Origin of the sequence: Burkholderia sp. A2 (assembly GCF_001729305.1) — a bacterium.
In the GTDB taxonomy this organism is placed as follows: domain Bacteria; phylum Pseudomonadota; class Gammaproteobacteria; order Burkholderiales; family Burkholderiaceae; genus Burkholderia; species Burkholderia sola.
The window spans coordinates 179,091-194,198 of the sequence record NZ_LZXX01000127.1 but is presented as its reverse complement, the minus strand read 5'-3'; the positions used below and the strand labels follow the sequence as shown (position 1 = coordinate 194,198).

Genomic DNA, 15,108 nt, shown 5'->3' with positions numbered 1-15,108 from the left:
CATTAAAATGGGCGGTATGCGCGTCATCGAAACCCGCGATTATAAGTGGGATCGCGACCGCTCCAGCCGTTCCGTTCCTTGTTTTGCGGGGCCGCATGTATCATGCGCGGCACCGGCGAGAGGCGGCCAGCCAAGCCAGACAATTTTCCATGCACGCAACTGAGAGAGAAGAGAATCGATGATCTCCCAATCCATCTTCAAGGCATATGACATCCGTGGCGTGGTCGGCAAGACGCTCGACGTCGACACGGCGCGCGGGATCGGCCGCGCATTCGGCAGCGAAGTGCGTGCGCAGGGCGGCGATGCGGTCGTCGTCGCGCGCGACGGCCGCCTGTCCGGGCCGGAACTCGTCGGCGCGCTGGCAGACGGCCTGCGTGCGGCCGGTGTCGATGTCGTCGACGTCGGCATGGTGCCGACGCCGGTCGGCTATTTCGCGGCGAACGTGCCGCTGGCGCTGAAGGGCGGCGAGCGCCGCGTCGATTCGTGCATCGTCGTCACGGGCAGCCACAACCCGCCCGACTACAACGGCTTCAAGATGGTGCTGCGCGGCGCGGCGATCTACGGCGAGCAGATCCAGGCGCTGTACCGCCGCATCGTCGACGAGCGGTTCGAGACGGGCAGCGGCACGTACGAGGCAATCGACGTCGCCGATCAGTACATCGCGCGTATCGTCGGCGACGTGAAGCTCGCGCGGCCGCTGAAGCTGGTCGTCGACGCCGGCAACGGCGTGGCCGGCCCGCTCGCGACGCGCCTGTTCAAGGCGCTCGGCTGCGAACTCGTCGAGCGCTTCACCGACATCGACGGCACGTTCCCGAATCACCACCCCGATCCCGCCCACCCGGAAAACCTGCAGGACGTGATCCAGGCGCTGAAGGACACCGATGCGGAGCTCGGCTTCGCGTTCGACGGCGACGGCGATCGCCTGGGCGTCGTCACGAAGGACGGCCAGATCATCTATCCGGACCGCCAGCTGATGCTGTTCGCGGAAGAAGTGCTGTCGCGCAACCCGGGTGCCCAGATCATCTACGACGTGAAATGCACGCGCCACCTCGCGCAGTGGGTGAAGTCGAAGGGCGGCGAGCCGCTGATGTGGAAGACGGGCCACTCGCTCGTGAAGGCGAAGCTGCGCGAGACGGGTGCGCCGCTCGCCGGCGAAATGAGCGGCCACGTATTCTTCAAGGATCGCTGGTACGGCTTCGACGACGGCCTGTACACCGGCGCGCGCCTGCTGGAAATCCTCGCGAAGACGGCCGATCCGAGCGCGCTGCTCAACAGCCTGCCGGACGCGATGAGCACGCCCGAACTGCAGCTCTGGCTCGACGAAGGCGAGAATTTCCGCCTGATCGAGCAACTGCAGAAAGAGGCGAAGTTCGACGGCGCCGACGAAGTCGTGACGATCGACGGCCTGCGTGTCGAGTACCCGGACGGCTTCGGCCTCGCGCGTTCGTCGAACACGACGCCGGTCGTCGTGATGCGCTTCGAAGCCGAGACGCAGGAAGGGCTCAAGCGCATCCAGGAAGACTTCCGCCGTGTGCTGACGGCCGCGAAGCCGGACGTCAAGCTGCCGTTCTGAGCGCCGGCGGCCGGCGGGCCGCCCGTACGACGGCCGGTTCGTCGGCCGTGTTTATCTCGAAAAGCGGCGCGTGCCTCGGGCGCGCGGCCGCTTTTTGTCTGTCCGGTCGTCCGGCCGGGATAAAATCCCCCCTTTATGTCTGTCGCCGGCTGTCAGCCGGCGTTTTTTCAGCGTGCAAAAGATCCTGATCGTGCGCGTGTCGTCGCTGGGCGACGTCGTGCACAACATGCCGGTGATCGCCGATATCCGGCGCCGTCACCCCGATGCACAGATCGACTGGCTCGTCGAGGAAAGCTTCGTCGACCTCGTGCGGCTCGTCGACGGCGTGCGCAACGTGCTGCCGTTCTCGCTGCGCCGCTGGCGCAAGAAGCCGTTCTCGGGCGCGACGTGGCGCGAGATCCGCGCGTTCCGTCGGCGCCTCGCGGCCGAGCAGTACGACCTCGTGATCGACTGCCAGGGCCTCATCAAGACGGCGTGGGTCGCGAGCTGGGCGCGCGGCCCGCTCGTCGGGCTCGGCAACCGGACCGACGGCGCCGGCTACGAATGGCCGGTGCGCTTCTTCTACCGCAAGCGCGTGCCGATCGCGCCGCGCACGCACGTGGTCGAGCGCTCGCGGCAGCTCGTCGCGGCCGCGCTGGACGACCCGGCGCCGACCCCGGCCGATCCGGTCGAGTTCGGCCTCGACACGCGGGCGGCGGCGCTCGCGGTGGCCGCGCTCGGCCTGAACCTGCCGGTGCCGTACGTCGTGTTCGTCCACGCGACGTCGCGCGCCGACAAGCAGTGGCCGGACGCCGCATGGATCGAGCTCGGCCAGGCGCTCGTGCGGCGCGGCGCGTCGCTCGTGCTGCCGTGGGGCAACGACGCGGAACGCGCGACCAGCGAGCGGCTCGCGAAGGAATTCGGCGCGGCGGCGATCGTGCCGCCGAAGCTGTCGCTGCCGGCCGTGGTCGGTCTGATCGACGGCGCGGCCGCGACGATCGGGGTTGATACAGGTCTGGTTCACATCGCGGCCGCGCTGAAGCGTCCGACGGTCGAACTGTACAATTTCGCGACGGCCTGGCGGACCGGCGGCTACTGGTCGCCGAACGTCGTCAATCTCGGCACGGCGGGGCAGCCCCCGTCGATCGCGCAGGTGAAGTCGGCGCTCGCGGGCTTCGGTCTCCTGTAACGCTGTCCACACGCGAACCGATCATGAGCGAATCCCAGATCATCGAAATTCCGTCCGCCGACTGGAGCGGACACAACCTGTCGGCGCCGCGCGAGCAGTTGCTCGCCGCGGTCGAGGAAGGCAAGGTGCTGTATTTCCCGCACCTGCGCTTCGCGATCGAAGGCGGCGAGGAAGCGCTGCTCGATCCGGCGCTCGCCGATCCGAAACGCAAGAACATCAGCCTCGCGCCGAACGGCGGCGCGCTCGCCGGCGTGCTCGGCGACAGCGTCACGCAATCCGCTGTGCGCGCGCTCGTCGCGCGCTTCCAGCAGCAGGCCGGCACGCTCGTCGACGGCCTCTTTCCCGAATACCGCGGCAAGCTGCGCGTCGCGCCGACGAGCTTGCGGCTGATGCAGGTCGAAACGCGCCAGACGTCGTGGCGCAAGGACGACAGCCGCCTGCACGTCGACGCATTCCCGTCGCGGCCGAACTATGGCGAGCGGATCCTGCGCGTGTTCACGAACGTGAACCCGGCCGGCGCGCCGCGCGTGTGGCGTGTGGGCGAGCCGTTCGAGGACGTCGCGAAGCGCTTTCTGCCGAAGATCCGGCCGCAGTTGCCGGGCTCGGCGTGGCTACTGAACCTGCTGCACGTGACGAAATCGCCGCGCAGCGCATACGACCACCTGATGCTGAACCTGCACGACGGGATGAAGGCCGATCTCGACTACCAGAAAACTTGCCCGCAACAGACGATGCCGTTTCCGCCGGGCAGCGTGTGGATATGTTTCTCCGATCAGACTTCGCACGCTGTGATGTCCGGCCAGTTCATGCTCGAGCAGACCTTCTTCCTGCCGGTCGATGCGATGGTGCGCCGCGAGTGCGCGCCGCTCGGCATTCTCGAACGCCTGACGGGCAGGGCGCTGGTTTGAGCGCGCACCTGCTTCGACGCAACATCCGGGCGGCCGCATGCTGAGGGCGATCTATCGCGCGCTGTGGTGGCTCGTCGCGCCGGCCGCCGTCATCCGGCTCTATGTGCGTTCGCGCAAGGAGCGCGGCTATCGCGAGCATATCGGCGAGCGCTTCGGCCACGTCGCAGGCCGCTCGCCGGACGATCGCGCGCCGCTGATCTGGGTGCATGCGGTGTCGGTCGGCGAGACGCGCGCCGCGCAGCCGCTGATCGACGCGTTGATGCACGCGCGTCCCGACGCGCGCATCCTGCTCACGCACATGACGCCGAGCGGGCGCGCGACGGGCGAACAGATCTTCGGCGATCGCGTGCTGCGCTGCTACCTGCCGTACGACATGCCGGGCGCGGTGCGGCGCTTCCTGCACGCATGGCGGCCGACGCTCGGTCTCGTGATGGAAACCGAGGTGTGGCCGACGCTGATCGACGAGTGCCGCCGCGCGGACGTGCCGCTCGTGCTGACCAATGCGCGGATGTCCGCGCGTTCGTTCCGGCGCGCGGCGAAGTTCGGCGCGGCGACGCGCGACGTGTTCGGCGGCTTCTCGCGCGTGCTCGCGCAGAGCCCGGCCGATGCGGAACGGCTGACGTCGCTCGGCGCGCGCAACGTGACCGTGCTCGGCAACCTGAAGTTCGACATGACGACGCCGCCGGAACTCGCCGCACGCGGCCATGCGTGGCGCGATGCAATCGGCGCGCGGCCGGTGTGGGTCGCCGCCAGCACGCGCGAGAACGAGGAAGCGCTGGTGCTGCAGGCGTTCGCGGAAATGCGCACGCCCGGTGCGCTGCTGGTGCTCGTGCCGCGTCATCCGCAGCGCTTCGCCGAAGTCGAGGCGCTCGTCGTGCGCAGCGGGCTCAAGTGCGTGCGGCGCTCGGTCTGGGCAGCCGATGCGGCCGCGCTCGCGGCCGGCCGGCCGGCCGCCGAACCGCTGCCGGCCGACGTGACGGTGCTGCTCGGCGATTCGATGGGCGAGCTCGGCGCGTACTACGCGGCGGCCGATATCGCGTTCATCGGCGGCAGCCTGCTGCCGCTCGGCGGGCAGAACCTGATCGAGGCGTGCGCGGTCGGCGTGCCGGTGCTGATCGGGCCGCACGTGTTCAACTTCACGCAGGCGACCGCCGATGCGGTCGCGGCCGGTGCGGCGATGCAGGTCGCGGATCCGCTCGATCTCGCGCACGTGCTCGACGCGCTGTTCGCCGACAAGGCGCGGCGCATCGCGATGGGCGCGGCCGGCGCGGCCTTCGCGTCGCGTCACCGCGGCGCGACTGCGCGCACGGTCGACGTGCTCGCCGCGCTGCTGCCGGCCGGCGAAGCCGGTGCGCGTGGGCTGCCGGGCGCTTCCGACGACGACGCTTAGACGACGGGCGGCGCGATGCCGCCCGGCGTGCGTGGCGGCGTCGCAGGTAGCCGCCGTGCCGCTCACACCGTCAGCAAGCCCTTCTTCTCGATGAACGCGATCACGTCCGAGACGCCGTCGAGCGCCTTCAGGTTCGTCATCACGTAAGGCCGCTCGCCGCGCATTTTTTGCGTGTCGGATGCCATCACGTCGAGGTTCGCGCCGACCAGCGGCGCGAGGTCGGTCTTGTTGATCACGAGCAGGTCGGACTTCGTGATGCCGGGGCCGCCCTTGCGCGGAATCTTCTCGCCGCCGGCCACGTCGATCACGTAGATCGTCAGGTCCGACAGCTCGGGGCTGAAGGTCGCCGCGAGATTGTCGCCGCCCGACTCGATGAACACGATGTCGGCATCCGGAAAGCGCGCGAGCATCCGGTCGACGGCCTCGAGGTTGATCGACGCATCCTCGCGGATCGCCGTGTGCGGGCAGCCGCCCGTCTCGACGCCCATGATGCGTTCCTCGGGCAGCGCGCCCGCGACCGTCAGCAGCCGCTGGTCTTCCTTCGTATAGATGTCGTTCGTGATCGCGACGAGGTCGTACCGGTCGCGCATCGCCTTGCACAGCATTTCGAGCAGCGTGGTCTTGCCGGAGCCGACTGGGCCGCCGATGCCGACGCGCAGCGGCGGCAGTTTCTTCGTGCGGCGGGCGGGGGAGGGAGCGGGTGCGTTCATGGTGTGGATCAGATTCAGGAGCGGAACAACCGCGAGTACTGGGTTTCGTGCCGCGCGGACAGGATGCCGAGCTGCGGCGCGAACGTGTTGACGGCGTCGGGCGGCGTCGCGAGCGCGCGGCGCACGGCTGCGTCGATCGCGCCGCGCAGCGCGACGATGATGCGTTGCCCGGCGAGCTGGCCGAGCGGCACGGCCTTCAGCGCGGCGGACGTCTGGTTCTCGACCCAGCCGAATGCATACGCGGCGAGCGTCGCGTCGGCGCTGGCGTCGTGTGCGGCGGCCGCGTACGCGAACGCGGTCGGCAGCGCGATCGGCGACAGCGACGCGAGCGTCGCGCGGCGTGCTGCGTCGCCCCATTCGAGCGACGCGCACAGCTGCGCGAGCGACCAGCCCATCTGTTCGGTTTCGCGGCGCAGTTCGGTCGATTCGCGGCTCGCGACGAACCACGCGTTTTCGGCGACGAGCGCGCGAATGTCGTGCGTCTGCCAGCGGGCGAGCTGGTGCGCGAGGAACGGCAACTCGCCGTGCGCGAGCACGTCGGTCAGGCCGCTGGCGATCCAGTCGCGCGCGGAATCGGCGTCGCGGATCAGGTTCGCGTCGAGCGCGGCTTCGAGGCCCTGCGAGTAGCTGTACGCGCCGATCGGCAAGGCGGGCGACGCGAGGTGCAGCAGCGCGACGAGTTCAGTGGTGGTCATGACCGTGGTGGCCGTGCGTGCAGCCGGGACCATGCTGATGATCGTGATCGTGATCGTGATCGTGATCGTGCGAGTGCGAGTGCGAGTGCCCGTGGTGCTCGCCGAACACCTGCTGCGCGAGCGCGTAATCCTCGGCGAACGTCGCGTCGTGCCCGTGCTTGTGACCGCCGCCGTACGCGCCGGCTTCCGGCTGGAACGGCGCGCGTGCCTCTTCGACCTGCGTGCCGAGCCGGCGCAGCATGTCCGCGAGCACGGGATCGGCCTCGAGCTTCAGGTAGCCGTCGCCGATCTCGACCGGCGTGTGGCGGTTGCCGAGATGGTAGGCGGCGCGCATCAGCGTGAGCGGGTCGGCCGCGCGCACGAGCAGCACGGTTTCGGGTGCAGCGGCGATACGTACGAGCGCGCCGTCGTCGGCGACGAGCACGTCGCCGTCGCGCAGCACGGTGCCGCGCGGCAGCAGGACCGCGACGTCCTCGCCGGTGTCGAGCGTCGCCGCGAGGCGGCTCTTGCAGCGGGCGTCATAGGCGAGCGTGAGCGTCGGCGCGCGCGCGACGAGCGACGCGGCGAGTTTCACGTTCGGGGCAATGCGTTTGTCGAGGGTGCGCATGAAACCGAGGATTCCGGATCAGAACAGGAAATAGCGCTGCGCCATCGGCAGCACCGTTGCCGGTTCGCAGGTGAGCAACTGGCCGTCGGCGATCACGTCGTAGGTTTCCGGATCGACGCTGATCGACGGACGCCATGCGTTGTGGATCATGTCGGCCTTCGTCACGTTGCGGCAGTTGCGTACCGGCACGATCCGCTTCGCGAGGCCGTAACGCTCCGCGATGCCCGCATCGGCCGCCAGCTGCGACACGAAGGTCAGCGACGTGCGCGCGAGCGCGCCGCCGCGCGTCGCGAACATCTCGCGATAGTGAACCGGCTGCGGCGTCGGGATCGACGCGTTCGGATCGCCCATCTGCGCGACGGCGATCATCCCGCCCTTGAGGATCATCGACGGCTTGATCCCGAAGAACGCGGGCTCCCACAGCACGAGGTCGGCCCACTTGCCGGGCTCGATCGAGCCGACTTCGTGCGCGATGCCGTGCGTGAGCGCCGGGTTGATCGTGTACTTCGCGACGTAGCGCTTCGCGCGGAAGTTGTCGTTGCGCGCGTTGTCTTCCGGCAGCGCGCCGCGTTGCACCTTCATCTTGTGCGCGGTCTGCCACGTGCGGATGATCACTTCGCCGACGCGGCCCATCGCCTGCGAATCGGACGACAGCATCGACAGCGCGCCGAGATCGTGCAGGATGTCCTCGGCCGCGATCGTCTCGCGGCGAATGCGCGATTCGGCGAACGCGAGATCCTCGGCGATCGACGGATCGAGGTGATGGCACACCATCAGCATGTCGAGATGCTCGTCGAGCGTGTTGATCGTGTACGGACGCGTCGGATTGGTCGACGACGGCAGCACGTTCATCTCGCCGCACACCTTCAGGATGTCGGGCGCATGGCCGCCGCCCGCGCCTTCGGTGTGGTACGTGTGGATCGTGCGGCCCTTGAACGCGGCGACCGTCGATTCGACGAAGCCGGCCTCGTTCAGCGTGTCCGTGTGGATCGCGACCTGCGTGTCGGTGTCGTCGGCGACCGACAGGCAATTGTCGATCGCGGCGGGCGTCGTGCCCCAGTCCTCGTGCAGCTTCAGGCCGATCGCGCCGGCCGCGATCTGCTCGACGAGCGGCTGCGGCAGGCTCGCGTTGCCCTTGCCGAGGAAGCCGAGGTTGATCGGCCAGCCGTCGGCCGCCTGCAGCATCCGCTCCATGTGCCACGGGCCCGGCGTGCAGGTGGTCGCGTTGGTGCCGGTGGCCGGCCCCGTGCCGCCGCCGAGCATCGTCGTGACGCCGGACGCGAGCGCCTCGTCGATCTGCTGCGGGCTGATGAAGTGGATGTGCGTGTCGATGCCGCCCGCCGTCACGATCAGCCCTTCGCCGGCGATCACTTCGGTGGCCGCGCCGATCGCGATCGTCACGCCCGGCTGGATGTCGGGGTTGCCGGCCTTGCCGATCGCGGCGATGCGGCCGTGCTTGATCGCGATGTCGGCTTTCACGATACCCCAGTGATCGAGGATCACCGCGTTCGTGATGACGGTATCGGGTACGTCGGCGGCGACGCGCTGCGACTGGCCCATCCCGTCGCGGATCACTTTCCCGCCGCCGAACTTCACTTCCTCGCCATAGGTCGTGAAGTCGCGTTCGATCTCGATCAGCAGTTCGGTATCGGCGAGCCGCACGCGGTCGCCCGTCGTCGGCCCGAACATTTCCGCGTACGCGCGGCGGCTCAAGCGTAGTGTCATGTGCTGTTCCTGAAGAGCGGGGCGCGGCTTACAGCGGCCCCATCACCTTGCCCTGAAAACCGTAGACGGCGCGCTCGCCCGCGAGGGCGACGAGCTCGACGGTGCGCGTCTGGCCCGGCTCGAAGCGTACGGCCGTGCCGGCCGCGATGTTGAGCCGGAAGCCGCGTGCGGCCGCGCGGTCGAACGACAGCGCGTCGTTGACTTCGAAGAAGTGGTAGTGCGAGCCGACCTGCACCGGGCGATCGCCGGTGTTCGCGACGACGAGCGACAGCGTCGCGCGGCCCGCGTTCAGTTCGTGTTCGCCGTCGTCGGTGAGGATTTCGCCGGGGATCATGCGGGGGGCCTCACGGAATCGGGTGGTGGACGGTCACGAGCTTCGTGCCGTCGGGGAAGGTCGCCTCGACCTGGATGTCGGGAATCATTTCCGGCACGCCGTCCATCACGTCGTCGCGCGTGAGCAGCGTCGTGCCGTAATGCATGACCTCGGCCACGGTCTTGCCGTCGCGCGCGGCTTCCATCAGCGCCGCGGTGATGAAGGCCACCGCCTCCGGATAGTTGAGCTTCAGGCCGCGCGCGCGGCGGCGTTCGGCAAGCAACGCCGCCGTGAAGATCAGCAGCTTGTCCTTTTCGCGGGGAGTCAGTTTCATGAAGGCAGGCGTTCAGGAAAACGTAATTTTTATCGGTGTGCACGCAACCGGGCAGGGGCGGATCATCGTAGCACCGCGCTGTTTGGCGTGCGTCGTGTATCGCTTATGTAACCAGCAAGGTGCGTGCCATGTGCATCCGGCGTGCCGCCGTGCGCATTCATGGTGCGTGATGCATGTAGAGGGTGCGCCGTGCGGGGCGGCGTTGCGCCGAAACGGTGCGCGATGCGCGCGCTCAGGTTTGCCAGAGGCGCAGCGGCCGCGCGTCGACGCCGTGCACGATCGGTCGCAACTGCAGCCAGCAGTCGACGAAGTGGCGCTGCAGCGCTTCCATCGACGTCGCCAGCGCGCGTACGAGCACGACGCCGGGCGTCACGCAGGTGGCGCCCGCGCGCAGCGTGTCGTCGAACGGCATGCGCGCGGCGAGCGATTCGGCGAGCGCGGCGTCGCACGCGGCGCCGGCCGCCCACAGCGTGCCGTACGCGGGAAAGCCGGCGAGGCCCTGCAGCGCGCCGCGCAGCGGATCGCGCGCGTCGAGCAGCGCGCGCTCGGTCCACAGCGGCCGGCCGTCGGCATCGACGAGCGCGGACGTCGACGCGATGCGTCCCGCCGACCAGGTTTCGCCGGCCGCCTGCCGGCCGAGCTGCGTCGCGTCCCAGCCGATCGCGCTCGCGCCTGCGCCGAGCGTCACCGTGAAGTCGAGCGCCGCGTGCGCCGCGTCGAAGAACAGGTTGTTCTGCGGCAGCCAGTCGAGCTTCGCGTGCGCGCCGACCGCGATGCCGATGCGCTGCGTCGCGTCGAGGCCGTTCGACTTGTACCACTTGGTCGCGCCGGGCGTCGTCAGCACCGCGTGCGTGCCGTCGCCGAGCGCGATGTCGATGTCGAGCCGGTCGCCGCCCGCGACGCCGCCCGGGGGATGGACGATCACGGCGTGGCAGACCGCGTCGCCTTCCGGATACAGCGGCCGCTGCACGCGCAGCGGGCCGTCGTGCAGCCGGTGGGCGAGCGTCGTGCGCGCACCGTGCCGCTCGAAGCCGAGTTCGAGGCGGCCGCGCCACGACTTGGCGACGGCGGGGCGGGACAGCGAGGCATGCGAATCGGGGGCGGACATCGGCGGCGAACGGGAAACGAGGAAGCGGGTGCGAAGAACGTGGATGCTACCGGAACAATAATGCAGATACCGCGTTCGCAGGAAGCGCCGCGTGCGTGCGTCCCGCGAGCCGGCCGTACATGTCCCCCGTGGTGCCTACCGCCGTGCCCACCGCCGCGCCTACTGCCGTGCCTACTGCCGTGCCTACCGCCCTGCCGCCCGTCACACCGCGATCAACTCGCGCACGCCGTTCGTCTCCATGTCGTGCGCGTCACCACCCGCGACGATCTCGCCGCGGCTCATCACCCAGTAGCGATCGGCGATCGATCGCGCGAAATCGTAATACTGTTCGACGAGCAGCACGGTCATCTTCGATTCGTCGACGAGTTGGCGCAGCGTGCGGCCGATGTCCTGGATGATCGACGGCTGGATGCCTTCGGTCGGCTCGTCGAGGATCAGCAATTGCGGCTCGCTCATCAGCGCGCGGCCGATTGCGAGCTGTTGCTGCTGGCCGCCCGACAGGTCGCCGCCGCGCCGCGCGCGCATGTCCTTCAGCACCGGGAACAGGTCGTAGATGCGGTCCGGTACCTTCGACGGCGCCTTGCGGCTCGCCGCGCCGACGAGCAGGTTTTCCTCGACGGTGAGCCGCGGAAAGATGTCGCGGCCCTGCGGTACGTACGCGAGTCCGGCCGCGACGCGCGCATACGGCGGCAGTGCGCCGAGCGCGGTGCCGCGCCACGACACGCTGCCGCTTTTCGCGGCGACGACCCCCATCAGGCAGCGCAGCAGCGTGCTCTTGCCGACGCCGTTGCGGCCGAGCAGCACGGTCAGCTTGCCGTCGTCGGCCGCGAGGTTCACGTTGCGCAGGATATGGCTGCCGCCGTAGTACTGGTTCAGCGCTTCGATTTTCAGCATCGCATCATCGTCCGAGGTAAGACTCGATCACCGCTTCGTCGCGCTTGACCTGGTCGAGCGTGCCGTGCGCGAGCACCGCGCCTTCGGCCATCACCGTCACGCGTCCCGTGTCGCCCGCGAGCGCCGCGACGAACTCCATGTCGTGCTCGACGACCATCATCGAGCAGGTGCCGCGCAGCGTGTTCAGCAGCTCGGCGAGTTCCATCGTCTCGTGGTCGGTCATCCCGGCCGCCGGCTCGTCGAGCAGCAGCAGCGCGGGACGCTGCATCAGCAGCATGCCGATTTCGAGCCGCTGCTTCTGCCCGTGCGACAGCTCGCCGGCCGCGCGATACGCGTGGCTTTCGAGGCCGATCAGCGCGAGCGTCTCCTCGATCTTCGCCTGCGCGGTGCGGTCGAGCCGCGCGCGCAGCGACGCGAGCCAGCCCTTGTCGGTCTGCATCGCGAGTTCGAGGTTTTCCCACACCGGATGCTGTTCGAACACGGTCGGCTTCTGGAACTTGCGGCCGATGCCCGCACGCGCGATCTCGGGTTCGTTCATCCGCGCGAGATCGATGGTCTGGCCGAGAAACACCTTGCCCGCATCGGGCCGCGTCTTGCCGGTGATGACGTCCATCATCGTCGTCTTGCCCGCGCCGTTCGGGCCGATCACGCAGCGCAGCTCGCCCGCGTCGATCGCGAGCGACAGCTTCTTCAGCGCGCGAAAGCCGTCGAAGCTCACCTCGATATCCTCGAGATAGAGGATCGTCCCGTGCGACGTGTCGATGCCGGCCGGCACGACGCGCCCCATCGACGCACTGCCGCTGACGGCGAGCAGCTCGTCTTCGGGCGGCGGTGGCGTGAACTGATAGAGAGCCGTTCCGTTCATGCGCGTTTCCCCTTCGCGAGCACGGTTTCGACGAGGCCCATGATTCCGCGCGGCAGCAAGAGCGGCACGAGCACGAAAATCAGGCCGAGGAAGAACAGCCAGTATTCGGCGAAATACGCGGTGAAGAAACTCTTCGCGCCATTCACCGCGAACGCGCCGACGATCGGCCCGATCAGCGTGCCGCGCCCGCCCACCGCGACCCAGATCGCCATTTCGATCGAATTGCCGGGCGACATCTCGCCGGGATTGATGATGCCGACCTGCGGCACGTACAGCGCGCCGGCGATGCCGCACAGCACGGCCGACACGGTCCACACGAACAGCTTGTACGCGAGCGGGCTGTAGCCGAGGAACATCAGCCGCGTCTCGCCGTCGCGCACCGCGGTCACCACGCGCCCGAGCTTGCTCGTGACGATCGCGCGCGCGGCGACGAACGCGAGCACGAGCGTCGCGAAGGTCAGCAGCAACAGCACCGTGCGCGTGCCCGGCGACGTGATCGCGAAACCGGCGATGCGCTTGAAATCGGTGAAGCCGTTGTTGCCGCCGAAGCCCGTCTCGTTGCGATAGAACAGCAGCATCGCGGCGAACGTCATGGCCTGCGTGATGATCGACAGGTACACGCCCTTCACGCGCGAGCGGAACGTGAAGAAGCCGAACACCCACGCGAGCACGGCCGGCACGAGCACGACGAGCGCGAGCGCCCATGCGAGATGCTGCGTGCCGCTCCAGTACCACGGCAACTGGTGCCAGTCGAGAAACACCATGAAGTCGGGCAGGTCGCTGCCGTACTTGCCGTCGCGGCCGATCTCGCGCATCAGGTACATGCCGATCGCATAGCCGCCGAGCGCGAAGAACAAGCCGTGGCCGAGGCTCAGGATCCCGCAGTAGCCCCACACGAGATCGAGCGCGAGCGCGGCGATCGCGTAGCACATCAGCTTGCCGGCGAGCGTCATCGCGTAGGCGGACAGATGGAACGCGCTGGCTTCCGGCGCGACGAGCGCGGCGAGCGGCACGCCGACGCCGATCGCCACGCACAGCGCGACGAGCGCGAGCCACGCGCGGCGCGACAGCAGCGCGGGGCGGGGCGGCAGGCCGAGCGCGAAGCCGTCCGCCGCGCGCGCGCCGGCGGCGGGCCTCGCCGTGTCGGCGACCGGGTTCGACATCGAATCGGTGTATGAAGTCACGTCAAGCCTCCGCGCTGCGGCCCTTCGGCGCGAACATGCCCTGCGGGCGTTTCTGGATGAACAGCACGATCATCACGAGCACCGCGATCTTCGCGAGCACGGCGCCCCAGAACGGTTCGATCGCCTTGCTCGCGAGGCCGAGCCCGAAGCCGCCGAGCACGGTGCCGGCGATCTGCCCGACGCCGCCGAGCACGACGGCCATGAACGAATCGATGATGTAGTTCTGGCCGAGGTCGGGACCCACGTTGCCGATCTGCGACAGCGCGCAGCCGCCGAGGCCCGCGATCCCCGCGCCGAATGCGAACGCATACGCGTCGACGCGGGCGGTCTTCACGCCGACGCAGGCGGCCATCCGGCGGTTCTGCGTGACCGCGCGCACGAACAGGCCGAGCCGCGTCTTCGTCAGCACGGCCCACGCGACGAACACCACCGCGAGCGCGAACGCGAGGATCGCGAGCCGGTTGTACGGCAGGATCAGGTTCTGCATCACGGTCACGCCGCCGCTCATCCACGACGGGTTCACGACCTGCACGTTCTGCGCGCCGAACAGCATGCGCGTCGCCTGGATCAGGATCAGGCTCACGCCGAAGGTCGCGAGCAGCGTTTCGAGCGGGCGGCCGTACAGATGCCGCAGCACGAGCCGCTCGAGCACGATGCCGACGAGCGCGGCCACCGCGAACGACACCGGCACGGCGACGAGCGGATACCAGTCGAATGCGCCGGGCGCGTAGCGCTGGATCAGCGTCTGCACGACATAGGTTGCGTACGCACCGATCATCAGGAATTCGCCGTGCGCCATGTTGATCACGCCGATCAGCCCGTACGTGATCGCGAGGCCGAGCGCGGCGAGCAGCAGCACGCTGCCGAGCGACAGGCCGGCGAACACCGTGCCGACGATTTCGCCGCGGCGCTGCAGCGCGTGCAACGTATCGAGCCCGTGTTGCGCGGCGTCGCGCACGCGCGCGTCGGGTTCCGCGTAGCTGCCGTCGGCGTTCTTCGCGACGAGCGGGCGCAGTTGTTCGATCATGTCGAGATCGCTGCGCGCGGCCACCACCTGCACGGCTTCGAGGCGTTTCGCCGGATCGGCATCGTGCAGCGCGGCGATCGCCCACAGCGCATCGAGGCGACGTTTCAATACCGGATCGGTTTCCTTTGCACGGGCGCGGTCGATCATCGGCTTGAGCGCCGGGTCGGGCGACTTCAGCAGCGCGTCGATCGCGTCGCGGCGCGCGGCCACGTCGGGCGACGCGAGCGCGAGGCCCGACAGCGCGCCGGCGATCTTCGTGCGCAGCAGGTTGTTCAGCATCACCGGCTGCGCGTCGCCGGCCGGCGTCGCGGCCTGCGTGAGCGCGTCGTGCGCGGTGTCGCCGGACTGGATCAGCAGCCGGCCGTCGCCGGTCGCGAGCGCATCGCCGCTCGACAGCGCGTTGAGCACCGCAACGGCGCGCGGGTCGGTGTCGGCGGCGAGCCGTTCGATCGCCGCCGTCTTCGCGTCGAAGTCGTCGCCGGCGAGCGCGGCGGTGTCGGCCGCCGTCAGCGCGAACGCGGCGTGCGGCAGCAGGCCCGCGAGGGCGGCGCATGCCGCGATCGCGCGGGCGGCTCGGCGAAAGCGTGTAGGCATCGGGGAATCCTGT

15 protein-coding genes are annotated in these 15,108 nt (G+C 69.1%); 4 read left to right on the top strand and 11 right to left on the bottom strand.

Translation table 11 applies throughout. The features are described 5' to 3' along the window. Nucleotides 1-178 precede the first annotated feature (178 nt). The 4 genes from A9Z05_RS29480 (at nucleotide 179) to waaA (ending at nucleotide 5,039) form a co-directional block, all read left to right on the top strand. Nucleotides 179-1,573 (top strand): phosphomannomutase/phosphoglucomutase, encoded by a 1,395-nt coding sequence (locus A9Z05_RS29480; RefSeq protein WP_006496638.1) that lies wholly within the window; start codon nucleotides 179-181, stop codon nucleotides 1,571-1,573. 172 nt (nucleotides 1,574-1,745) lie between these two features. After that, nucleotides 1,746-2,741, top strand: a complete 996-nt coding sequence (waaC, locus tag A9Z05_RS29475) for a lipopolysaccharide heptosyltransferase I (protein ID WP_069621173.1) — start codon at nucleotides 1,746-1,748, stop codon at nucleotides 2,739-2,741. 23 nt (nucleotides 2,742-2,764) lie between these two features. Beyond that, entirely contained in the window at nucleotides 2,765-3,649 is an 885-nt protein-coding gene (locus A9Z05_RS29470; RefSeq protein ID WP_069621172.1) for a Kdo hydroxylase family protein, read from the top strand. 37 nt (nucleotides 3,650-3,686) lie between these two features. After that, nucleotides 3,687-5,039, top strand: a complete 1,353-nt coding sequence (gene waaA, locus A9Z05_RS29465; RefSeq protein WP_069621171.1) for a lipid IV(A) 3-deoxy-D-manno-octulosonic acid transferase — start codon at nucleotides 3,687-3,689, stop codon at nucleotides 5,037-5,039. Between the two features lie 62 nt (nucleotides 5,040-5,101). Here waaA and ureG read toward each other — a convergent pair whose 3' ends face one another. From ureG to urtB, 11 genes are all read right to left on the bottom strand, one after another. After that, nucleotides 5,102-5,749, bottom strand: a complete 648-nt coding sequence (ureG, locus tag A9Z05_RS29460; protein ID WP_069621170.1) for an urease accessory protein UreG — start codon at nucleotides 5,747-5,749, stop codon at nucleotides 5,102-5,104. A 14-nt stretch (nucleotides 5,750-5,763) separates the two neighbouring features. Then, nucleotides 5,764-6,444, bottom strand: coding sequence for an urease accessory protein UreF (locus tag A9Z05_RS29455; RefSeq protein ID WP_069621224.1), 681 nt, complete (start codon nucleotides 6,442-6,444; stop codon nucleotides 5,764-5,766). Continuing rightward, complete coding sequence (gene ureE / locus A9Z05_RS29450) at nucleotides 6,431-7,051, bottom strand: urease accessory protein UreE (protein WP_069621169.1); 621 nt, start codon at nucleotides 7,049-7,051, stop codon at nucleotides 6,431-6,433. The genes A9Z05_RS29455 and ureE overlap by 14 nt, the downstream gene beginning before the upstream one ends. Before the next feature lie 18 nt (nucleotides 7,052-7,069). Further along, nucleotides 7,070-8,776 (bottom strand): urease subunit alpha, encoded by a 1,707-nt coding sequence (gene ureC / locus A9Z05_RS29445; RefSeq protein WP_069621168.1) that lies wholly within the window; start codon nucleotides 8,774-8,776, stop codon nucleotides 7,070-7,072. Nucleotides 8,777-8,804: 28 nt separating this feature from the next. After that, nucleotides 8,805-9,110, bottom strand: a complete 306-nt coding sequence (locus A9Z05_RS29440; RefSeq protein ID WP_011544772.1) for an urease subunit beta — start codon at nucleotides 9,108-9,110, stop codon at nucleotides 8,805-8,807. A gap of 10 nt (nucleotides 9,111-9,120) precedes the next feature. Further along, nucleotides 9,121-9,423 carry an urease subunit gamma gene (gene ureA, locus A9Z05_RS29435; protein WP_006406310.1) on the bottom strand — a complete coding sequence of 101 codons (303 nt, stop codon included), beginning with the start codon at nucleotides 9,421-9,423 and terminating at the stop codon, nucleotides 9,121-9,123. 232 nt (nucleotides 9,424-9,655) lie between these two features. Then, nucleotides 9,656-10,531: an urease accessory protein UreD gene (locus tag A9Z05_RS29430; RefSeq protein ID WP_069621167.1), complete on the bottom strand. Its 876-nt coding sequence runs from the start codon at nucleotides 10,529-10,531 to the stop codon at nucleotides 9,656-9,658. Between the two features lie 201 nt (nucleotides 10,532-10,732). Beyond that, the gene (gene urtE, locus A9Z05_RS29425; protein WP_069621166.1) at nucleotides 10,733-11,425 is read right to left on the bottom strand and encodes an urea ABC transporter ATP-binding subunit UrtE; all 693 of its coding nucleotides are present in this window, start codon (nucleotides 11,423-11,425) and stop codon (nucleotides 10,733-10,735) included. A 4-nt stretch (nucleotides 11,426-11,429) separates the two neighbouring features. Further along, a complete protein-coding gene (gene urtD, locus A9Z05_RS29420; RefSeq protein WP_069621165.1) occupies nucleotides 11,430-12,290 on the bottom strand; it encodes an urea ABC transporter ATP-binding protein UrtD in 861 nt (286 codons plus the stop codon). After that, nucleotides 12,287-13,474 (bottom strand): urea ABC transporter permease subunit UrtC, encoded by a 1,188-nt coding sequence (gene urtC / locus A9Z05_RS29415; protein ID WP_069621164.1) that lies wholly within the window; start codon nucleotides 13,472-13,474, stop codon nucleotides 12,287-12,289. Before urtC ends, urtD begins: the two co-directional genes overlap by 4 nt. Nucleotide 13,475: 1 nt before the next feature. Next, nucleotides 13,476-15,095 (bottom strand): urea ABC transporter permease subunit UrtB, encoded by a 1,620-nt coding sequence (gene urtB, locus A9Z05_RS29410; RefSeq protein WP_069621163.1) that lies wholly within the window; start codon nucleotides 15,093-15,095, stop codon nucleotides 13,476-13,478. Between the last annotated feature and the right edge of the window lie 13 nt (nucleotides 15,096-15,108).